Raw genomic sequence first — 22,323 nt, 5'->3', positions numbered from 1 at the left:
TGTGTATATTGAAAATGAGGGTGCAAAGGTAGAAAAAAGTTTTCAGTTTTCTGCCTTCTGTTTTTAGCGAATCCCGATGAAGCAGAGGATGGTCCATAGCTTCGCCGGGCGGTTACGGGTAGGCCCGTAACCGCCCCCCCAACAGCGGTCGCAGTTGCCCACCGGCTCCGTAACGTACCCGCAAGGCCGTAGCGGCAAAACTGGCCGGAATGGTGATGGCATGGTTGAGCGTGACCGCATCGGCAGTGGTGGGCACTCGACCACACGACCAGACGGTAGCGTCGTTCCAGTTGCCGGTTTTAACCGTTGTATTTTCTGGATACACAGTAATCATCACGGGGCTGCTTGCCACACTGCTACAGCCGTTGAGGGTGCAGGTAGCCGAATAACTGGTTGACTGACCCGGCGATACACTAAGCTGATTCCCCGTTGCACCCGTCGACCAGGTAATGACCCCCGCGCAGCCCGTAGCGCGTAAAGTGACCGGTTGGCCAGCGCAGATTCCCCCTGTCAACTCGCTGCACTCCGCGACTTTCATAATCCAGTAATCAAGGTAATCAAGGTTCCCTTGTGAAGGCTGCGACTTATCGCCAGTTTGCCCTGAGGCGGATTCGCCCCCCAACAAGTAACTACCATCAGGCGTAAGAATGATATTTTTCAGGTTGTCATCGTTGTTACCGCCGAAGCCCCGGTCCCAGATTTTGTTGCCGTTCACATCAATTTTAACAATCCAATAATCAGTAAGGCCTCGCGAAGGCTGTGATTTGTCACCATTCTGGCCTGAACTTGATTTTCCGGCAAGTAGAACATTGTTGTCGGTAACAGCTACCATTGATGATAGCCAATCATTATTGCCTGTTCCACCAAATCGTTTATCCCAAAGCTTAGTACCAGCAGCATCAATTTTAACAACCCAGAAATCGAAACCCCCTTGTGAGGGTTGTGATTTATCGCCACCCTGACCTGACTGCGAATAACCACCCAATAGATAGCTACCATCAGCCTGTGCCAGTAAGGAGGTCAGGTAATCATAGGAGGCTCCACCGAAACGCCTGTCCCACAACTTAGTGCCAGTTGCGTCAATTTTGACAATCCAATAATCAGCAAACCCTTGCGATGATTGCGCTTTATCGCCATCGTTCCCTGAAAAAGAATAGCCGCCCAACAGATAGCCACCGTCGATTGTAGAGACCATATCGCCGATTGATTCACCCGCCGCCCCACCGAAACGCTTGTCCCACTGCTTGGTACCATTTGCATCAACTTTGATAATCCAAAAGTCGATGTTCCCCCGAGAAGGTTGTGAAATGTCGCCATTCTGCCCGGAAGCGGATTCACCTCCTAACAGATAGCCACCATCTGAGGTAGCTATAACAGCCGTTAGTTTGTCATTACCCAGCCCTCCAAACCGCTTGTCCCACAGTTTATTGCCAGAGCCATCAATTTTAATGATCCAGTAATCATATAAGCCCTGCGAGGGCTGTGACTTGTCGCCATTTTGTCCTGAATCGGTATGACCAGCTAATAGGAAATTTCCGTCAGAAGTAGCGATCAGGCGGCCGAAAATTTCCTCACCTGTTCCGCCAAATCGTCTATCCCACAGCTTATTACCATCGCTATCGACCATGACTACCCAATAATCCTGGTCATCAACGCCCTGCAAGGGTTGCGACCTATCGCCACTCTGATTAGAACGTGATGTTCCTCCCAGCAAATAGTTGCCAGAGGGCGCAACAACGGCATTAATGAAGTAATCGTTATTCGTTCCACCGAAACGTCTGTCCCATACCTTAGTAGCTCCCGCTTCAGTGCAGATGGACGCTTTGATAACAGGTGCTATGGGGACTGGTTTAACAGTCAATTCAATAGAGCCTGGACCGGATGGGCAACCATTCTGTGTGCAGGTGACGGTATAGGTTGCCGTAGCCGCTGGTGCTACCGCGAGGCTGCTCCCGGTTGCCCCCGTGTTCCATGTTACCGTACCCGCACAACCCGTCGCTGTGAGCGTGACGCTGGCACCGGCACACAACGTAGCCGATGGGCTGGCCGTGAGCGTGGGTGAACTAGGCGAAGCCGTAATGACAACGCTGGCCGATACCAGGGCGAGGGCCGGACAGGCATCGGCCGATGGCGAGAGGCTTACCGAATACACATCGCCCGCCGTTGCCGTCTGCACGGGGTACGTATTGGCGGGCCGTTGGGCAATGCTGATACCGCTGGCCGGGCTACTGCTGGTGGCGAGGTAGATTGTTTTGTCGGGGGTAACGTGTATTCCCTGTACGTAGGTGGCTCCCAGGCCGCTGGCGGCGGTGTAGTTTACAAACGTTTGCCCGCCGTTGGTCGAGATACTCAGCCCGCCACTGCTGCCAGCGTAGACTGTTCCGGTAGCGTCGACAAACACCGCTTCAACCACGTTGTTGCCTAACCCGTCGGCGGTGGTGCGGTTCACGAAGCTGGTTCCGCCATTGGTCGAGATACTCAGTCCGCCGTTGGTGGCCACGTAGATTCGTCCGTCGCTGCTGACAGCCACTTCATTACACACGTTGTCGCCTAAGCCGTTGGCTACGGTCTTGTTGCTGAACGTGTTGCCGCCGTCGGTCGAGCTACTTAACCCGCCGTAGGTAGCGGCATAGATTTTCCCGTCGGAACCGGCCGTTACGCCAATGACCGTTACGCCGCCTAACCCGTTGGCGGTTGTTTTGTAGGTAAATGTGTTTCCCCCATCGGTTGAGATGCCCAACCCCGCTGCTGTATTGCCGCCGGTGGCCGCGTAGAGTTTACCGGTGCCATCTACATAGACCGAATTGACCGTCCGGTTGCTGATCTTATTGCTGAACGAGTTGCCGCCATCGCTCGAAATACCCAACCCGGCACTGGTGGCGGCGTAGAGTTTACCATCGACACCAACAAATGCGTTGAGCGCAAAATTGCTGCCCAGGCCATTCGCCGTTGTGCGGTTTACAAAGGTTTGTCCGCCATCGGTCGATATGCTCAGGCCATTCGTCGTGGAGGCATATACCGTTCCGTTGGCGGCCACATACACACCCAGTGCATTGGCCGAACCCAGCCCGTTGGTGGCGGTACGGTTCGTCACGTTCAGTATAGGTACGTTGTTACGCATCCATTGGTAGGCGGGTGTGCTTCCGCCGTTGGTGGGTGTGGCCGTGAGGGTTTGGGGGCTGCCCGCGCAGATCAACGGGGGGCTGAGGCTGACGGTGGCGGACGTTGACACGGCGGTAGCCTGCACCACTGCACTGCCGGGGCCGGTGCAGTTATTGACCGTGCAGGAAGCCGAATAACTCCCCGCTGCCGAGACCGACAACAGGTTACCCGTTGCGCCCGTATTCCAACGTACCTGACCGCTACAGCCGCTGGCGGTGAGCGACGTGGTTTGCCCCAGGCAGAAACTGACCGCCCCCGCCGGGCTGATCGTGGGTGCCCCTGGCGGGCTGGTGGCCAGTAGGGTAAGCGTAGTGCTGTTGGGGCTGGTGCAGCTTTCGGCAGTGCAGGTGGCGAAGTAATCTGCCGTACCTGCCGAGGGCGTAAGGATCAGGCTGGCCCCGGTTGCGCCGGTATTCCAGGTAACGCTGCCTGTACAGCCCGAGGCCGTCAGGGTAACGCTCGTTCCCGCACACACGCTCGCGCCAGGACTGGCCGTAAGCGTGGGCGGACCGGGAACAGCGCAGGTTTTGTAGAGTTGTGAGTTGCCATCCGCCGATTGCCCCCGGAAATAAAGCCGCCCGTTGTAGACCATCGAATAGTAGGAAAGGCCGCTGTTGCCAGTGTTTACAGCGGCTGAACCACCGTTTGGGCCGGGCCATAAATCCTGCACCAACTGGGTTCCGGCGGATGATCCGTCGGACCGCCAGATTTCGTTGCCAGTGGTTTCGGTATAGGCGTGGAAATAACAGATGCCGTTGATGCAGGCGAAATCGAGCGGCGTAGACCCCGTTGCGCCGGGGTTGATGTCACGTACCCGGAACGTACCCCCCGCCGTGCCGTCGCTGCGCCATAGTTCAGTGCCGTAGGTGGCATCGTCGGCCGGGAAATACAGGATGGTCTGATACCCTTCGGGATTGACCTGACGGGTTCGGAAATAACCCGGAACAGCCCCTTCCATTATCGTGACCAGTCCTGTTCCGGCCTGCGTACCATCCGTTTTCCAGAGTTGATCGATTTTTTTGCCGGTGTTACTAACCGACGCTCCGAAAAAGTAGAGAGCGGTAGCCGTTGGAATGAACCGCTCAACATCGTTAAAAGGCGTTGAGTTGGTTGTTGGCGATTGAGCAATCGATGTCAGAACAACAAAGTTGGTTCCGGTCCATTTGATTATCTGTGCCGTACCGTCTGGTAAATTTCTACAGAAATACGGTAAGCCATTCCAGATCGTCAGGCCCCGAATACCAGCACCGCCCGTGTTGAGTAGTACCAACGTACCTGCGGCGGTGCCGTCTGTTTTGTACAAACTGGCATCGCCCGTTGCCTGGAAATAGGCTGTTGTGCCATCGGAAACGACCTGCCCAATCGAGGTTAACTCACTCCTGATGGCATACGTACCGGCGGTGGTGCCGTCGCTGCGCCAGAGGCCGGTGCCGTTGTCGGTGAAGAGCAGTATGCCCCCGCTTACTTCGGCCATGTACCTCGGAACACCACTGAACCCGCTTTTTACCAGTTCAACCGCGCCGGTCTGTCCGTTAATTCGCTTCAATTGGCCAGCTAGTGTACCGAAATAAAGATGCCCCCCAGCCACACACCGCCCCGTAGGATTTTGGTCGAATACATCGGTACTTACAAACACAGTGCCCGCCGCCGTACCATCTGTGCGGTAGATGCCGTTTGCGCCGCAACCACTGTTCGTATTAAAATAAAGCTGGTTGTTGAAGCGAGTGAATGCGTTGGGATTGACACTGCAACCAAACTCTTTGACCAGCGAAATCTGGGCAAACGTTTGGTTAAACAGCCCTGTCAATAGCAGCAGGCACAGGCTTGAGCGGATGACGGTAGACATTGACAGGGCCGGAAAAATGGTGTGGATAGAGAGTTCCGTACTTACTTGGCCGGGGCCTGACTGGTGTTCCAGATGTCGCGGTAGAGTTTCCAGCGGCCGTTGTCGTTCTTCCAGACCACGATGTATTTACCGGTGTCAATGGCTTTACCATCGGCACCGGCCAGTGAATAGCGGCCCGTTTCCACAATCTGGTCGCCAACCCGTTCGGTTTCGGTCGTTTCCAGCGTGGCTTTCCTGATGCCCATATCGAAGGCTCCTTTCCAGAATGGACCAATGGCGGTGTTGCCACGAATTACATCCCCATTAGGCGGAAACAATTGAGCGTCAGTCATGTATAGATCGCCCATCGCTGTGGCCCCGGCTTCAAATGCCTTCATAAACGTCTGATTGGCGGCCAGAATGGCCTTGTCAGGTACGTTGCCGGGCGTTTCGGGTACGTAATACATGGCCCCCACATGAACGATCTTCCATTGCTCGCCTATTTTTTCCAGATAGCGCGTTTCGCGGGCATGGTCTGTTGTTCCATCGGCTTCCGAAAACACCTGATCGAACTGCGCGAAGGCCGCATTGCCGTTGACCCGGATTTTGTAGTTGGTATTCTGGAATTTGGCGTTGGAGGGTTTCTGGTTGGCGAACCTGCTGGCTTTGTCGCCCGACATCTCCACCTCGTGGACTTTACCGTTGGGTTCGCTGTAATGCAGGCGGGCTTCAGGTACGTTGGCCCAGGCGTTGGCGTAGGCTTTCTGGTCAACGTTGAGCCAGGCCTGCGTTTCGCCTTCGATCACCGCCTTAATGGCTTTATCGTCGCTCGATTGAGCCGTAGCCACCTGGCTGAGGAACAGCGATGTGGTCGCTACGATCCATAAAAAAGGGAGTTGCTTTTTCATCGTGTACAAAGAAGAAGAGGTTAGCGTGAATCGGTTAACTGCGTCTTTACCTTTCAGGGTGATTAGGCACCAAAATTCGCTCAGGTGTTTTTCGCGCACTATCCCCCGGTCGGGGGATATTTTTGATCGGGTATTTCTCTTTCATTTGCCTTGATGATGAACCGATTGACCTGCTTCAAGCCCATTCGACAAGGGATTCTGGTGAGCCTGTTCCTGTGCCTGACGGCGCCGGGTGGGTGGGGGCAACCCTGTCTGCGACTGGATACCCTGCAACCGGGCAACTACCTGTCTGACTGCCTGATGACCTTTACGGACTCGACCGGCCAACTGAGCGTGGGGCAACTGAAGCTGGACCGGTTCAAACCCACGGGCACCGATCATCCCGGCTTCGGCACCGACGGGCTAGTCCACTGGCTCACCTTTACGGGCCAGAACGGAGCTGAACAGGCCCGGCAGTTTGTGCTGGAAGTCGATATTGTTTATGCCGACGAGATGAGTTTCTACGTGCTGGAGGGTAAAACCAGTCTTTTTCAGATCGAACACGACAGTTGGCGCATACCGCTCTGGCAACGAACGATTGCGTCGCGGTACTTCGCCTTTCCGCTCAATCTGGCTCCTGAGCAGGCCGTGCGGGTGTTTATCCGCGCTCAGGAACGGAGCGGTACACTCATTACGCCGATCCGTATCTGGGAGCGGTCGGCCTATGAACGGTATTATTCCACAGAAACCAACATTCTGATTCTGCCGGCCATTATCCTGCTGTTTCTGACGGCAATTGGCCTTAGTCTGTTTATAACCACCCGCCACTCCCTGTGGCTTTTCTATGCCATCTACGCGTTCGGTACGGCGGTCTACAACCTGAATATCGAAGGTGTTCTGGCGCATTACCTGCCGGCTCCGTTCAACAGTATAAAAGGCTATTCCCTGGGTATTTCGCTGGGGTATATAGGCAGTCTGCTTTTCACCCGGCAGTATGTCTATAACCGGCTACAGCAACCTGTTCGGTGGCTACAGAAAGTCAGCTATGGGCTGATCGCCATGCAAACTGCGTGGTTCCTGTACGTATTGGTGATGCCGTTTCGACACGGTACGGCCGATATGGTACTGCTGCTGACGGCCACAACGGCAGCCTTTCTGCTGGTATACTTGTTGGTATGCCTGGCCAGGGGGAGCTACGAAGCCCGCAACTACCTGCTGGCCATCGCGCCTTTTCTGCTCATCGTGTTCATCAGGGTGCTCGATAGGGTGGGGCTGCTGGAAACCCAGGACTGGCACTACTACCTGCGGTATTACGCGCCTCTGTTTGAGATAATCGTGCTGGGCGTTGGGGCGGTTGGGCAGTTGATGCGGGAACGCGAGGCGACGTTGCTCCAGCTAAGTAATACGCAGAAAGAGGTGATTATGAGTCAGGAGGCCGAACGCCGCCGCCTGGCTCAGGACCTGCACGACGACATTGGCACCTCGCTTGTTGCTTTGCGTGGCAGACTGCCACCAGCGAATCTGGCGGCGCATACCCTGCTCGATCAGATCATTGCCGATGTGCGGGCGGTGTCGCATAACCTGATGCCCGATGAATTGACGAACCTTGGCCTGCCTGGTGCCGTCAGTGAGGCTGTCAGGCGGTTCGAGCACTCATCGGCGATCCATTTTATAGCGGTCTGTGCGGGCGACGTGGTCGTGTTTACCGATGCGGCCGAACTGGCCATCTACCGGGCCGTGCTGGAACTGCTGCATAATGTGGCCCGGCATAGCGGTGCCACCGAGGCCATCGTGCAGTTGGTCTATCATGCTGACCTGCTGAACATTACAGTTGAAGACAATGGTCGGGGGTTCGATACACAAAAACCAGCAGCAAGTGGTGGAATTGGCTTGAAAAACGTAGCTTCACGAACCGATTGGTTAGGTGGTAAAATGGCCATCGACTCGTCGGCAATGGGTACTACTATCCGGCTCGACATTCCCTACTCATGACCCTCGACCGCGCCGCGTCTATCCGGGTGTTACTGGCTGATGACCACGCGCTATTCAGCGACGGACTAGCCTTGCAGTTAACCCAGGCAAGCCCCGCCGTGACGGTGGTAGGGCAGGTGTTTCGGGGAGGTGATGTGCTACCGGCGGTGCAGCAATATGCACCACACGTAGTGCTGCTGGACATCAATCTGCCCGTGCCGAATGGGATTGATTGCCTGCGCCAGCTCTCAGCAACGTACCCAGCCGTCAAGACCGTCATGCTCACGATGTATGCCTATCAGCATTTCATTACTGAGTGTCGTGAGGCGGGAGCAGCCGCCTACCTGCTTAAAAGTGTCCGGGTGCCGGTGATGCTGGATACCATCGTGCGGGTACTGACTGGTGAACGCATTTTTCCCGCGCCGACTGTTCCCGACATGCACGCGGAAGATAGCTTCGTGACGCGGTTCAAACTGACTCCCACCGAACTGAAAATCATTGCTCTGATTCGGCAGGGGCGTAGTACACAACAGATTGGTGATCAGCTGTTTGTTAGCTTTGAAACGATAAAATCACATCGCAAAAACATCTATCGAAAGCTCAACATCACTCACCTGTCCCAACTGCTCGACTTCGCCCACGAGGAGGGGCTGTGAAAATATAGTTTACAGTTTACAGTCTTCTGTTGCGCTGCCAATGAAACAAGTCGTTGATTGGCAGCGCAACAGAAGACTGTAAACTGTAAACTATATTTTCACAGCCGTCTGTACCAGATTGGTACTGCACTTCGCAATAAGTTTACCCTCGGCGCTACTGATGCGCCCTTCTACATGAATAATGTTTCGCCCCGCCCGGATGACAGTGGCTTCTGCCACGATTGTCTCGCCAAGGCGGGCAGCATTCAGGAAGTCTACGGTTAGGTTCACCGATGTATACCCATACTCGCGGCCCATGGCGAAGACCGTTAGTCCACACAGGTCATCCAGAATGGCGGAGGCCGCGCCACCGTGTAGTATCTGCATGGGGTTTACCATATCGTCGCGAACAACGTACCTGGCCGTGGTGTGGCCTTCATCGACGGTCAGCAAGGTGCCATGTAGCCATCTGCCCAGCCCAGATGGGCTTTGGCTCATCGGCTGCCCAATCAACGATTGGAACAGAGAAAGTCTGGCGTTTATTTCCATAGAACGAAAATAGTATTTAACTAAGCTATACTAGCTGAAACAGCTTGTATTTGTGTATTTAATTGTGAGTTTCTGGTAAGTCTTGCTACTTTTGCGCGAATTTCATTAACAGGTATCCGTACAAAACCGAATGAATTATACGTTAACTCAAATTCCAGAACGCACCGTTAAACCACGTCACAGTGGCTTTACGATGGTCATGGACAAAGGCCTTAGCCTTCGCGAGGTAGAAGATATGCTGTCGATGTCGGCTGAATATATCGACATTGTCAAACTGGGCTGGGCTACCTCTTTCGTCACACCAAACCTACAGCAGAAACTTGACGCGTATAAGGCCGCTGGCGTTCCCGTCTATTTTGGGGGTACGCTGTTCGAGGCATTCGTTGTGCGTAACCAGTTCGAAGACTACCGCCGGTTGCTCGATAAATACGATCTGAAATTTGCCGAAGTATCAGACGGGTCACTGGAAATGGACCCCGATGAGAAATGCAACTACATACGGACACTGGCGCAACAGGTGACCGTTCTATCTGAAGTAGGGTCGAAAGATGAAGCCAAAATTATTCCTCCTTATAAATGGATCAAACTGATGACCACTGAGCTCGAAGCCGGTGCCTGGAAGGTCATTGGCGAAGCTCGTGAAGGGGGTACCGTTGGTTTGTTCCGGGCGAGTGGCGAAGTGCGCCAGGGTCTTGTCGAAGAGATTCTAACCCAGATCCCATCAGAAAAGATTATCTGGGAAGCACCGCAGAAAGAGCAGCAGGTATGGTTTGTGAAACTGCTGGGCGCTAATGTTAACGTTGGAAACATTGCCCCCCATGAGATTATTCCGCTTGAAACAATTCGGTTAGGGCTGCGTGGTGATACATTCAGTTTCTTTTTAGATAAATAACCACTACCAGTCTGCCTAGTCAGTCGTAGGCCGGCAGGACTCCCACTCTACGACTAACCAGACGACAACACCTATGGAATTCTTCAAATCGCTTCTCGACTTCCTGCTTCATCTCGACAAATTTCTTGATGTGTGGGCTAATGAATACGGTGTACTGCTTTACGCCATCCTGTTCCTGATCATATTCACGGAGACAGGGCTCATCGTAATGCCACTGCTACCGGGCGATTCGCTGCTGTTTGCGGCTGGTGCCCTGGCCGCCCGCGATACAAATGAATTGAGCGTAGCCGTCATCATACCCTTGCTGATCGTAGCGGCTCTGCTGGGTGACAATGTTAACTATTTTGTGGGGCGTAAGCTGGGCACGCAGATTAAGTCGAGAGAGCGTATCCTGTTCTTCAAGCGCGAATACATTGATGAGACAGAGAAATTCTATGCTAAACATGGTGGCCGAACGGTGATCATTGCCCGCTTCATCCCGATTGTGCGCACGATTGCACCATTCGTTGCGGGCGCGGGTAGCATGAATTACAGTATGTATATCAGAAACTGTGTTGTTGGCGCCGTGCTATGGGTCGTTAGTATTACGCTGCTGGGCTATTTCTTCGGCAACCTGGCGATCGTACAGAAAAACTTTGAGATTGTTGTCTTCGGTATTGTTGGCCTCTCCTTACTGCCGATTGTGGTTCAGTTTGTGAAGCAGAAGCTGACCAGTAAGGCCGCCTAGCTAAGGATTTACCGGTAAATTCCGCCGTGGGTCTTCACCAATTCGCAAACGATTCGTATCTTTGCGGCCTTGTTAGCGAATGATTGAGGTGAACGAGCTACGTCAATACGATATCAACATCATTGGATTAGAGCAAAAACGCTATGAATACGACTATTCGTCGGGCGATGCGTTTTTTCAGGCCCTTGATCAACAGCTGATTAGCAAAGGCAATGTGCAGACGCACTTGGTGCTCGATAAGTCTGAGACAATGATTCGGCTCGACTTTTCAATCAAGGGGTCTGTGGAACGTACCTGCGACCGTAGCCTTGATGTATACGACGAATATGTGGAGACACGACAGACGTTGTTTCTGAAATTCGCCGATCGAAACGAGGAATTGACGGATGAAATCGAACTGATCGAGCGGAACACGGCAACGATCAATGTATCCCGCTACATATTCGATTATATCGTATTGTCGATGCCCATGAAAGGGCTTCATCCACGATTCAGTGATGAAGACGATGATCTTTCAGACGGTAAATTGATTTATTCATCAGCGCCTGTTTCAGAAACAGACCCTGACGGAGATAACGAAGAAAAACCCGCAGTGGATCCCCGGTGGGAGGCCCTGCGAAAGCTGAGTAATAACTAAAAACTGTTTGGCGTTTGCCGTTGGACGTTTGATGTTACCAGGCTGTTTTACCCGGCCAGGTACGTTAACAGAGAACGCCAAACCTCAGACGTCAAACCAATAGACTAACAATGGCACACCCCAAACGCCGCCACTCGACCACTCGTCGCGACAAACGTCGGACTCATTACAAAGTAGAAGCCGTTACGCTGGCCACTGATGCAGCAACGGGTGAAGTTCACGAGCGTCACCATGCCCACGTATTCGAGGGAAACCTGTATTACCGTGGCAAAGTGATTATCGAAGGCTACCGACCTACTGTCTAAAGCCGGTTGATTCCCGACTCTGCCGGGGAGGCTTTTTTACGTAAAAAAAGACCTTTTAACGGTACATTCATCAGATGAAGTAAAAGAGTATTTCGCCGACATCAGGTCTAAGATGAACGCGGAATACTTTTTTATTGCCCCTCGGCTACTAATTTTACGCGCCCAATACCTAGTTAAACCGGTTGTTGGCTCATTAAGCTGCTCGATAAAATGAAGATTGCCGTGGATGCCCTGGGAGGCGATTTTGCACCAGAAGCGATTATCGAAGGCGTTGCCGATGCCCTGAAGGCCGGTTTACCCGAAGACGTCACCATCGTGCTGATAGGCCCAGAATCTGTGCTAGCCACGCAGTTAGAGAAACAGGGCGTGCAAGCGCACTCGTCACTCGAGTTTGTTCAGGCCGAAGAAGTCATTGGCATGGGCGAACACCCTACCAAGGCGCTTTCGCAAAAACCGAATTCGACGATCAGCGTTGGTTTCAAGCTGTTAAAAGAACGTCAGATTGATGCGTTCTGTAGCGCTGGTAATACAGGAGCCATGCATGTTGGCGCACTCTTTAGCATCAAAGCAATTGAAGGCGTTATTCGCCCCTGCATCGCGGGTTTTGTACCGCAGCTGGACGGCGGCACAGCGGTGATGCTGGATATTGGCGCCAATGCCGACTGCAAGCCCGAAATGCTGGCTCAGTTTGGTGAACTTGGGTCGATCTATGCCAAGTATATGTTTGGGATAGACGCCCCCCGGGTTGCCCTTATGAATATTGGCGAAGAAGAACAAAAGGGATCACTGGTTGTACAGGCCGCCCATCAATTACTCAAAGATTCACGTCGAATCAACTTTGTCGGTAATATCGAAGGGAAAGATATGTTTATGAACCGCGCCGATGTGATCGTAACCGATGGGTTTACAGGAAACGCCTTGTTTAAACTCGGTGAATCATTCTACGAAGCCGCAACACAACGAGGCTTGACGGATGACTTCCTGGATAAGACCAACTATGAATCGGTTGGGGGAAGCCCCATAATCGGTGTAAATGGCAACGTGATTATCGCCCACGGTATATCGTCGGCTACGGCTATAAAAAATATGCTCAGTTTGGCTATCCGGCAGGTAGAGGCAGATGCCCACACCAAAATTGCTCAGATGTTTAAGTGAGTATACCGTAACAGATTTATGATGAAAGCAGCAATTACCGGTGTCCATGGCTACGTACCTGACTACGTACTGACCAATGCCGAACTGGAGCGGATGGTGGATACCAACGATGAGTGGATCACCTCGCGCACAGGCATCAAAGAGCGTCATATTCTCAAAGGCGAGGGTATGGGCAGTTCACACATGGGGGCCGAAGCTGTGCGCGGATTGCTGGCTAAGACGAACACCGCTCCTGAGGAGATCGACTTGCTGATTTGCGCCACCGTTACACCCGATTACGTCTTTCCGGCAACGGCAAACCTAATCTGCGACATGGTGGGCATCCGTAACATTGGCAGCTTCGATATTCAGGCTGCCTGTTCAGGCTTTTTATATGCACTTACCGTCGGTACTCAGTTTATCGAAAGCGGGAAATATAGGAAGGTAATCATCGTGGGGGCAGATAAAATGTCGGCCATCACCGATTATACCGACCGGACAACCTGTGTACTCTTTGGCGATGGAGCTGGTGCTGTACTGCTTGAGGCGGCTGAAAATGGATACGGGGTCCTTGACTCAATCATTCGTTCAGACGGGGTTGGGCAGTATCACCTGTTTCAGAAAGCGGGCGGAAGCCGATACCCACCCAGCCACGAAACCGTAGAGAAGCGCTGGCACTATGTGTATCAGGATGGCCCGTCGGTCTTTAAATTCGCTGTAAAAAACATGGCTGATGTATCGGCAGAAATCATGCAACGGAATCACCTCGATGGTGGCGACGTGGCCTGGTTAGTGCCGCATCAGGCCAATAAACGCATCATTGACGCCACCGCCAACCGCATGGGGATCGGGTCCGATAAAGTGATGCTGAATATTCACAAATACGGAAATACGACCGCTGCCACCATTCCATTATGTCTCTTCGATTATGAATCGACCTTGAAAAAAGGAGATAACCTGGTCCTGGCTGCTTTTGGTGGTGGGTTTACCTGGGCGGCCGTATACGTAAAGTGGGCTTATTAAACCAGTTTACAGTTTTCTGTTCACGGTTTACCGTTGCTCTGCCGCCAGGTGGGGAATGTGATAAGCGAAGCAACTGAAAACTGTAGACAGAAAACTGTAAACTATTTTTTATGGCAACGACCGCAGATATTCGGAACGGCTTGGTGATTAATCACAATTATGACCTTTTTCAGATTGTTGAATTTCAACACGTTAAACCTGGTAAAGGGGCCGCTTTCGTACGGACGAAACTGAAAAGCCTGACCACAGGCCGGGTTATTGACAATACGTTTAATTCAGGCGTGAGCATTACGCCAGTGCGTGTAGAGCGTCGCAAATTTCAGTACCTCTACAAAGATGAGTCCGGTTATAACTTCATGGATCAGGAAACGTTCGATCAGATTAACATCGACGAAAAGATCCTTGACCAGGCTGATCTCATGCGCGAAGGTCAGGAAGTAGAGATACTGATGAATGCCGAAAACGAAACGCCGCTCACCTGCGAATTACCTGTATCTGTTGAACTGGAAGTGACGTATGCTGAACCCGGTTTAAAAGGCGATACCTCGAGCGGCGCTAAAAAACGGGTCGAAGTTGAGTCTGGTGCAATGATCAACGTGCCGCTGTTTATTAATCAGGGTGATAAAATCCGTGTTGATACCCGCACACGGGAATACCAGGAACGAGTGAAGTAAAGAAAGTTTACAGTTTTCAGTTTGCTGTTTTCAGTTGCTACGCTAGCGCGATAACTGGTTTCTAAGCATCGCAACTGAAAACAGCAAACTGAAAACTGTAAACCCTTTTTTAGATATGAGCACACAAGACATTCAACAACTAATTGATTTTATCTCGAAATCGGGCCTTGATGAGGTGAAAATCGAGACCAGCGAGCTGAAAATCAACGTGAAACGGTCGGCTACACCAACCGTTATCACGGCGCCGGCACCCGCTTCACTGCCTACTGCGCTTGTGGCGGCGGCCCCAACGCAGCCAGCGGCGGCTCCTGTGGCTACACCACCAGCCGCAGCTCCGGCCACTAATCAGATCACGATCAAGTCACCCATGATCGGTACGTTCTACCGGTCGGCTAATCCTGAGTCGCCTATGTTTGTAGAGGTTGGCGATGAGATCAAACCTGGTAAAGTGGTTTGTATCATCGAAGCGATGAAGCTGTTCAACGAAATCGAAGCTGAGATTTCAGGCCGGATTGTGAAGGTGCTTGTTGAAAATGCTACGCCTGTCGAGTACGACCAGCCCTTGTTTATTGTAGAACCCATTTAAGTTTTCCGTCTGCTGTCTTCCGTCTGCTGTTGCTCCGCATATTCACGGTTCTCGAGTTAGCGGAGCAACAGCAGAGGGAAGACAGCAGACGGAAAACTGTTCGTTATGTTCAAGAAGATCTTAATTGCAAACCGGGGCGAAATTGCACTACGGATTATACGTACCTGCCGCGAAATGGGCATTCGTACTGTAGCGGTATACTCAACGGCCGATCGTGATAGCCTGCACGTGCGGTTTGCTGACGAAGCGGTGTGTATCGGACCACCAGCCAGCCGCCAATCGTATCTGAATATTCCCAGTATTATATCCGCTGCTGAGGTAACCGGGGCTGATGCTATTCATCCTGGTTACGGTTTCCTATCTGAAAACGCCGAATTCTCGCAGATCTGCGCCGACTATGGGATCAAGTTTATTGGTGCCACTGCCGAGCAGATCAACAGCATGGGTGATAAAGCGACGGCAAAAGCCAGTATGCGCGCAGCGGGTGTGCCTGTTATTCCGGGTTCAGATGGCCTTTTGGAGTCGATTGAACAGGGTAAAGAACTGGCTGCCGGTATGGGCTATCCGGTAATCATCAAGGCTACTGCTGGCGGTGGTGGCCGCGGTATGCGTATCATAAAAGCCGAGTCTGAATTCGAAAAAGCCTGGAATGACGCCCGTACTGAAGCAGGAGCCGCTTTTGGTAACGATGGCCTGTACCTCGAAAAATTCGTTGAAGAACCTCGTCATATCGAAATCCAGATCGTAGGCGATCAATATGGTAAGGTGTGCCACTTGTCAGAGCGCGACTGCTCTATTCAGCGCCGGCACCAGAAATTATTAGAAGAAACCCCTTCGCCTATCATGACCGATGACCTTCGGGCGCGAATGGGCGAAGCGGCTATTCGGGGGGCCCAGTCGATTGGGTACGAAGGGGCTGGTACGGTCGAATTCCTGGTTGATAAACATGGCGAATTCTACTTCATGGAAATGAATACCCGAATTCAGGTTGAACATCCAATTACGGAAGAAGTAACTGATTTCGACCTAATCAAGGAGCAAATCAAGGTCGCGGCGGGCGTACCTATCTCGGGGGCCAATTACACGCCGAAGCTGTTTGCTCTCGAATGCCGGATCAACGCCGAAGACCCTGCCAATGGCTTCCGGCCTTCACCCGGTAAGATCACCAACCTGCATTTTCCGGGTGGTCACGGCGTTCGTATCGATAGCCATGTCTATACTGGGTACGTTATTCCGCCCAACTACGACTCAATGATTGCTAAACTGATCGTATCGGGGCAGTCGCGGGCTGAAGTGCTGACCCGGATGAAGCGGGCTTTGCAGGAGTTCGTCATTGAAGGTGTGAAAACAACGATCCCATTTCATATAAAACTGATGGATGATCCTGGTTTTCAATCAGGTAACTTTACAACCGCTTTCCTGGAAGGCTTCGATTTTTCGTCGCTGTAGCCTTAAAACCAGTTTCTTACAAAGCCGCATCTGGTTGCCAGATGTGGCTTTTCCATTAGGTACGTTCTTAGGCTGCTGGCTGCTGATCGGCCGCGCTAATACGTTGATAGCGCCTTACTTGCCGACGTATGGACCCGGCAAAAAGAAGGGTCTACCAGTCAGCGTTTTCGATAATAGATAACGCCTGTTGTCCCGGGTGTGAATGTATGTGTAGTTTCCGGCGCCCTCCAGCCAAACAATATCGGAGAACACGACCCAAAGCAGTCTACTTCGAAAAGGTACTTCCAGGTGTTTTGTCGCCGGTAAACTGGCAAGCGCTCTAATGGGTAGCGGTGATGCGATGGGCACATGACAGGCAGAGAGCATGGTTGTGTCGGTTGACTGTTCGACAGGATGATGCTGTAAAACTATCTGCTGCTCAGCCATTCAGCACGGCCTATCTGCGGAAACGAGTGCTCAACTGACATAGATGCTGGATGAACCGTAGGTCATGTGACAAAAAGGACCGCACCACTGTGCGGTCCTTTTTGTCACATGACGAACTTAATGGTTTATGGAATCTTGATGCCTGCCGTAACGCTGGCGATTCCCAGAAAACCTTTGATGTTTGTATCCTTGTAAACGCCACCTGCCGGAACGGCATAGCGAACGTCGAGATCAAGCCAACGCAGTGGCGACACGCCAATACCTGCTTCCAACGCCCAGGTAAACCGTTTAACTTCCAGATTAGCCGCCTCCCGGTTGTCTAGGAGGTTCGTTGTCTCGGGCGTGGCCGGAATGGGAATAGCGGCTGAAAAACCGATGGCCGCATTAGGATTTATCTGGCCCTGAGTGACACGATCAGCCTGCGATTTGTTGACGAAGATCAGCGTTGGGCCTAAGTAGATACGCAGTTTCTCATTCAACAGCCGCCGACCAAACAAGACAGGTACGTTGAACGACTCAATCGACGACTCAGAGGTGACATCAACTGTGGCGTTGAGCAGGCCAGGGGCAAAACTAATGGGTAGTTGAGCTGCCAGACTTGGTTCGGCATTAACATCGAGGGTAACGTTTGCGCGTTGTTTCAAAACGTACCGGTTGTAAGTCAATTCGATTTGTACGAATCCTTTCCGCCTGTAGTTATTGAACCGAACAAAGGTACCAGCGGTGTAACCTGTACCAGTGCCGTTTCCCTTGTTTTCGATGGCCGGGAAAGTTACGCCCGTAATACCCGTTGGAACCGCCGGAATATTGGTGTATCCACTCACGAAAGTTGGCCCGCCTTTGAGGCCAAATTCTGTGAGGCGTACTGATGATTGAGCGGTAGACTGCGCCAGTGCGACCGATGAGGTCAACAGCAGAGCAGCAGAAAGTGTATAGAATGAATGTTTCATAGCTTGTCAGTTAAACGCGACCCGCACAGCGAATGCAAACTAAAGAGTACCCCTGGCTGACTTCCGGCGGGCAAGCTTTAATTCGGGCATCACCAGGCACGGCTCATTATTAGGGTTGAACCAGGACTTTGCGGTAGCGTGTTGCATCGACCAGCGGTATAGACGCGCCATATTTAGCGTTGATGCTTTTGAGCACTTCATTGGCAAGCAGGGCATAGCCGGCTGGTGTAAAGTGAATGCCGTCGAGGCTCATGACACCCCCCAAAATATAGCTCAACGAGAAGTTGACCCCGTTTTGGGCGAGTCCCGTTGCCAACTGGTTAGTTAGCGTCGAAAGATCGACCCAGGCGAGATTCCGGGCGTCGGCCTGCGCTTTCATGATGCCGTTATACTCATCAATTTTAGCGTTCAACGCTGCAACTTCTTCGGCGTCCAGCACCAGTTCATTGGCAAGCGGATTCGTCAACGAAAGGCCATACGGGCCAACTTTCGTGCCCACATCTGTCCGTCCGATAGTACCGTAAGCAGCTTGTTGCGCCAGCAGGAGTAGATCACCTGTTTTTGTAGCCCGAATACCACCCGCTGCCAACGGTGACTGAATGACCAGGGCGGTAACAGCCGGAGCCGCTGGGTTGGCAGCCCGAACAGCGGCAGTAACACTGGCCAGTACCTGCGTAAGGGTAATGGTCTGGAAGAAAGCCGCCGTAGTGACCTTAGGAATACCAATGACTACCCCTTTACGGTTGTTGGCATTGAGCGTGCTGATCAGCGCGTTGTAGTTCGTTGTGAACAACGCTGTTGGGGTGAACGGTGTAGCGCCGCCCGTTGTAGCATACCCAAGGGCATCGTTATTACCCATGAAGCAGGAAAAGAACGTAGCGTCGGTCACATTGTCGCTTACAAACTGCTGGTAGGTACGTAGGGGCGTAATGTCGGGCAGTAAGCGCTCGAAGTATGGATTGCCCGCTGCCGACCCATAGCCCGGTGTTTGCAGGTCACTCATCCGAATGCCAGGAACACCAAAGTTATTAATCGGGCCCGTGTACTTGGTGAAAAGTGGCTTGCCATTGACCAGGCCACGAACTGCCTGCGGAGCTACCTGTGCTGTGACAGGTAAACCACCCGACGCAGCCGTAGGTAAGCTGGTGAGTTTAAGGTAGCCTGTACCAGCCGCCTGTTCGGGCGTGAAGAGCGGCTGGGTAAATGTGCCACCGTAGACGAGCCTGAACTGCTGCGCCAGAATACTGGGGTAGGAGTTGAGCTGACCATCGCGATAAAGGCCATTGTCGGCATATCCAGCCGTGAGTGAATTACCCACGGCAACGTATTTGGTAAAATTGGCTGTCCCTGGCGAGAGCGGATCAAGAAGATCGGCCCGATCATTTTCATAGCACCCGACTGTACTGACCATAAGCCCCATTAGGGCTACCCAGCGCAGGGAATGAGTAAAGCGAAATTGCATAAGCAGTAAGAAGATTATATGAAGCCATCGTGTCGATGATGACACAAAGATAATAGGGCGTTATGCGGTGATTAATGCGTTGAATAGGATTCCCCAAAGTTTTTTTGGCAACCTGGTAATCTGTCTGGGGTGACAACTGAACAATAAGTACGTCTAGATGTTGGTTTGTAGGGCGAAAACGCGTTGTTTGTGTCCGTATTAAAACTAATGTTTCACACTTAATCTTTTTGTATACACATGGGTCTGTTAAGTTTCTTCAAAGGTGTTGGTGAAAAAGTCTTCGGAAAAGGCGAAGAGACACCTGCCGCAACCCCCGCTGCCGCTGATCCGGAGCCATTGAAAGCCAGTGCTTTACTAAACCATGTTAAGCAACTCGGGCTTGCTTACAAGACGCTGACTGTTAAAACCAAAGGCGACACGGTAACGATTGAGGGGCAGGTGGCTACCCAGGAAGATGCCGAGAAAATAGCGTTGGCCGTTGGGAACGTTGAAGGCGTGACGGTGGTAGACAACCAGCTGGTGGTTGAGAGCCCTGAACCAGAAGCTAAATTTCATACCGTTGAAGAGGGCGATACACTGTCGGCTATCGCTAAGAAAGTGTATGGTGACCCAATGAAATACGGCATCATCTTCGAGGCCAATAAGCCAATGCTGAAAAGCCCCGATCTGATTTACCCTGGTCAGGTGCTGCGGATTCCGCAATTATAATCGAGTTAAAGACGTACCTGAAAAAGCCTGCTTCTATTTTGTAGCAGGCTTTTTTGCGTTTTGTTGGTAGGGAGGAGGAGGAAACTAAGCCAAATGGCAGTAGGTACGTTTGTGTTGAATCTTCTTACCTGCAACACATCGAGTTAGCTGTATGCTAAATCACACGCACGTCTTCAATCACGTCAGTTACCTCTGGGACGAGGCCAAAGCTGCCGAATTAGCCACCGGCGAACCGCACGAACGCGAGGTAGCCCTGCTTATATACCGCTCAAACCTGCTGGGAGCCGACCTGCGCCTGACCAACTACGGGGGAGGGAACACATCCTGCAAGGCAATGGCCAATGACCCGCTGACGGGTCAGCCTACCGAGGTGATGTGGGTGAAAGGATCGGGAGGTGACATTGGTACCCTCACCCGCTCCGGGCTAGCTGCGCTCTACGTTGATCGGCTACGGAGCCTGGAGGGCATCTATAAAGGAATCGATCAGGAAGACGAAATGGTTGAGCTGTTCAACTACTGTCTCTACGATCTGGCTTCGAAGGCACCCTCTATCGACACGCCGTTACACGGTTTCCTGCCATTTGCCCATATCGATCACCTGCACCCTGATGCGGCTATTGCCATTGCAGCCGCTAAAGACGGGAAGCGCATTACCCAGGAATTATTCGACGGACAGATTGGCTGGGTCGAGTGGCAGAAACCCGGTTTCGACCTGGGTTTGCAACTGCGCAATTGCCTGGACGAAAACGCGGCCAATGGCATCCAGCTACGGGGTATCATGCTTGGTTCGCATGGCCTGTTCACCTGGGGTGACACTGCCTACGAAAGCTACATAAACACGCTTGAAGTAGTTGAACGCTGTGCCGAATACATAGAATCGAACATGGGTGAAAAAGGTGGTACGGCATCCCGGCCTGTGTTTGGTGGTCAGCGCATAAGCAGTGCATCGCCCGAGGCTCGTCAGGCGCAGGCGGCTACGCTGGCACCCGTGCTGCGGGGGTTGTGCAGCAGCGAGCGCCACATGATCGGCCACTTCACCGATGATGAGCGTGTGCTGGACTTTATTAATTCAAATGACCTGTCGCGGCTGGCTCCGCTGGGTACGTCCTGCCCCGACCACTTCCTGCGAACCAAAATCAGTCCGCTTGTGCTGGACCTTGCTCCTGATGAGGATGTAACAGACACGGTGGCTATCCAGGCTAAACTGGCACCTGCTTTTGAGGCGTACCGGGCCATGTATCAGGCGTATTACGATACCTGCAAGCATCCAAACAGCCCGGCAATCCGCGACAAAAACCCTGTGGTGTTGCTGTGGCCGGGCGTGGGTATGTTCACCTTCGCCAAAGACAAGCAGACGGCCCGCGTAGCTGCCGAATTCTACATCAACGCCATCAACGTGATGCGCGGCGCTGAGGCCATCTCCGAGTATACATCGCTGCCCCGTCAGGAAGCTTTTAACATTGAATATTGGTTGCTGGAAGAAGCAAAACTCCAGCGAATGCCGAAGCCCAAGCCACTATCGGGCAAGATTGCGCTGGTAACGGGCAGCGGGGGGGGCATTGGTAAAGCCATTGCTAAAAAGTTTGCCCAAGAGGGTGCCTGCGTTATCCTGAACGATATTGATCAGGGGCGTATAGATGCGTCGAAAGCCGAGTTCGTTAAAACGTTTGGCGCCGATGTAGTGTCAACGACGACCCTGAATGTGACGGATGCACGAAGCATTGAGGAAGCCTATAAGGCAGTATGTCTGGCTTTCGGTGGCGTCGATATTGTTGTCAATAATGCAGGAATCAGCATTTCGCGGCCTATTGCCGAGCATACTATCGCTGAGTGGGACCGCCTGTACGATATTCTGGTGAAAGGCCAGTTTATGGTCACGCAGGGCGCCGTCGCTGTTATGCGGAAGCAAAAGCTCGGTGGCGATGTAATCAATATTGTGTCGAAAAATGCGCTGGTAGCTGGTCCAAACAATGCAGGATATGGCTCAGCCAAAGCGGCTCAGCTTCACCTGAGCCGATTGAATGCAGCTGAACTGGGTGGCGATCATATCCGGGTGAATACCGTAAATCCGGATGCCGTTATTTCTGACTCGAATATCTGGGCTGGCGGCTGGGCCGAAGGCCGGGCCAAGGCATATGGAATTACGGTAGCCGAATTGCCTGCCTACTATGCCAAACGTACCCTGTTGAACGAAATCATTCTCCCCGATGATATTGCCAATGCCTGCTTTGCGTTTGTGGGCGGACTGCTCAACAAATCGACGGGCAACGTCCTGAATGTTGATGGTGGCGTTGCGATGGCATTTGTTCGGTAACCTGTAG

18 protein-coding genes are annotated in these 22,323 nt (G+C 52.5%); 13 read left to right on the top strand and 5 right to left on the bottom strand.

Features of this window, described 5'->3' with window-relative positions; genetic code table 11:
* Positions 1-112: 112 nt before the first annotated feature.
* Together ACAW75_RS05425 and ACAW75_RS05420 are read right to left on the bottom strand one after the other, a co-directional pair.
* Positions 113-5,008: an ELWxxDGT repeat protein gene (locus ACAW75_RS05425; RefSeq protein WP_370727668.1), complete on the bottom strand. Its 4,896-nt coding sequence runs from the start codon at positions 5,006-5,008 to the stop codon at positions 113-115.
* 41 nt (positions 5,009-5,049) lie between these two features.
* Positions 5,050-5,895, bottom strand: coding sequence for a YybH family protein (locus tag ACAW75_RS05420; RefSeq protein WP_370727667.1), 846 nt, complete (start codon positions 5,893-5,895; stop codon positions 5,050-5,052).
* Between the two features lie 153 nt (positions 5,896-6,048).
* Between ACAW75_RS05420 and ACAW75_RS05415 the strand changes: the two genes are divergently transcribed.
* Entirely contained in the window at positions 6,049-7,866 is a 1,818-nt protein-coding gene (locus ACAW75_RS05415; RefSeq protein ID WP_370727666.1) for a sensor histidine kinase, read from the top strand.
* A complete protein-coding gene (locus ACAW75_RS05410; RefSeq protein ID WP_370727665.1) occupies positions 7,863-8,501 on the top strand; it encodes a response regulator in 639 nt (212 codons plus the stop codon). The genes ACAW75_RS05415 and ACAW75_RS05410 overlap by 4 nt, the downstream gene beginning before the upstream one ends.
* A gap of 90 nt (positions 8,502-8,591) precedes the next feature.
* Here the strand turns inward: ACAW75_RS05410 and ACAW75_RS05405 are convergent, their stop codons facing one another.
* A complete protein-coding gene (locus ACAW75_RS05405) occupies positions 8,592-9,029 on the bottom strand; it encodes a PaaI family thioesterase (protein WP_370727664.1) in 438 nt (145 codons plus the stop codon).
* A 130-nt stretch (positions 9,030-9,159) separates the two neighbouring features.
* Here ACAW75_RS05405 and ACAW75_RS05400 point away from each other — a divergent pair, with 130 nt between their 5' ends.
* The 9 genes from ACAW75_RS05400 to accC all read left to right on the top strand — a co-directional run bounded on the left by ACAW75_RS05400 (position 9,160) and on the right by accC (position 16,456).
* Positions 9,160-9,921 carry a phosphosulfolactate synthase gene (locus ACAW75_RS05400; RefSeq protein ID WP_370727663.1) on the top strand — a complete coding sequence of 254 codons (762 nt, stop codon included), beginning with the start codon at positions 9,160-9,162 and terminating at the stop codon, positions 9,919-9,921.
* 73 nt (positions 9,922-9,994) lie between these two features.
* Entirely contained in the window at positions 9,995-10,648 is a 654-nt protein-coding gene (locus tag ACAW75_RS05395) for a DedA family protein (RefSeq protein WP_370727662.1), read from the top strand.
* 88 nt (positions 10,649-10,736) lie between these two features.
* Positions 10,737-11,285 carry a YceD family protein gene (locus tag ACAW75_RS05390; RefSeq protein ID WP_370728085.1) on the top strand — a complete coding sequence of 183 codons (549 nt, stop codon included), beginning with the start codon at positions 10,737-10,739 and terminating at the stop codon, positions 11,283-11,285.
* Positions 11,286-11,395: 110 nt separating this feature from the next.
* Positions 11,396-11,590 (top strand): 50S ribosomal protein L32, encoded by a 195-nt coding sequence (gene rpmF / locus ACAW75_RS05385; RefSeq protein WP_370727661.1) that lies wholly within the window; start codon positions 11,396-11,398, stop codon positions 11,588-11,590.
* A gap of 210 nt (positions 11,591-11,800) precedes the next feature.
* A complete protein-coding gene (gene plsX / locus ACAW75_RS05380; RefSeq protein ID WP_370727660.1) occupies positions 11,801-12,745 on the top strand; it encodes a phosphate acyltransferase PlsX in 945 nt (314 codons plus the stop codon).
* An 18-nt stretch (positions 12,746-12,763) separates the two neighbouring features.
* Positions 12,764-13,747 (top strand): beta-ketoacyl-ACP synthase III, encoded by a 984-nt coding sequence (locus ACAW75_RS05375; RefSeq protein ID WP_370727659.1) that lies wholly within the window; start codon positions 12,764-12,766, stop codon positions 13,745-13,747.
* A gap of 110 nt (positions 13,748-13,857) precedes the next feature.
* A complete protein-coding gene (efp, locus tag ACAW75_RS05370) occupies positions 13,858-14,421 on the top strand; it encodes an elongation factor P (RefSeq protein ID WP_370727658.1) in 564 nt (187 codons plus the stop codon).
* A gap of 115 nt (positions 14,422-14,536) precedes the next feature.
* On the top strand, positions 14,537-15,007 hold the full coding sequence (accB, locus tag ACAW75_RS05365) for an acetyl-CoA carboxylase biotin carboxyl carrier protein (protein WP_370727657.1): 471 nt from the start codon (positions 14,537-14,539) through the stop codon (positions 15,005-15,007).
* Positions 15,008-15,112: 105 nt separating this feature from the next.
* Positions 15,113-16,456 carry an acetyl-CoA carboxylase biotin carboxylase subunit gene (gene accC / locus ACAW75_RS05360; RefSeq protein WP_370727656.1) on the top strand — a complete coding sequence of 448 codons (1,344 nt, stop codon included), beginning with the start codon at positions 15,113-15,115 and terminating at the stop codon, positions 16,454-16,456.
* Positions 16,457-17,007: 551 nt separating this feature from the next.
* On the opposite strand, the gene ACAW75_RS05355 is transcribed toward accC, so the two are convergent.
* Entirely contained in the window at positions 17,008-17,832 is an 825-nt protein-coding gene (locus ACAW75_RS05355; protein ID WP_370727655.1) for an outer membrane beta-barrel protein, read from the bottom strand.
* Between the two features lie 109 nt (positions 17,833-17,941).
* Positions 17,942-19,294, bottom strand: coding sequence for an SGNH/GDSL hydrolase family protein (locus ACAW75_RS05350; protein WP_370727654.1), 1,353 nt, complete (start codon positions 19,292-19,294; stop codon positions 17,942-17,944).
* Between the two features lie 237 nt (positions 19,295-19,531).
* On the opposite strand from ACAW75_RS05350, the gene lysM reads away from it, so the two are divergent.
* The gene (gene lysM / locus ACAW75_RS05345; protein WP_370727653.1) at positions 19,532-20,002 is read left to right on the top strand and encodes a peptidoglycan-binding protein LysM; all 471 of its coding nucleotides are present in this window, start codon (positions 19,532-19,534) and stop codon (positions 20,000-20,002) included.
* Positions 20,003-20,153: 151 nt separating this feature from the next.
* A complete protein-coding gene (locus tag ACAW75_RS05340; RefSeq protein WP_370727652.1) occupies positions 20,154-22,316 on the top strand; it encodes a bifunctional aldolase/short-chain dehydrogenase in 2,163 nt (720 codons plus the stop codon).
* The last annotated feature ends 7 nt before the right edge of the window (positions 22,317-22,323 follow it).

This window comes from Fibrella arboris (genome assembly GCF_041321095.1).
In the GTDB taxonomy this organism is placed as follows: domain Bacteria; phylum Bacteroidota; class Bacteroidia; order Cytophagales; family Spirosomataceae; genus Fibrella; species Fibrella arboris.
Note: the sequence above shows the minus strand (reverse complement) of the source record. Positions and strands in the feature narration are given on the sequence as shown.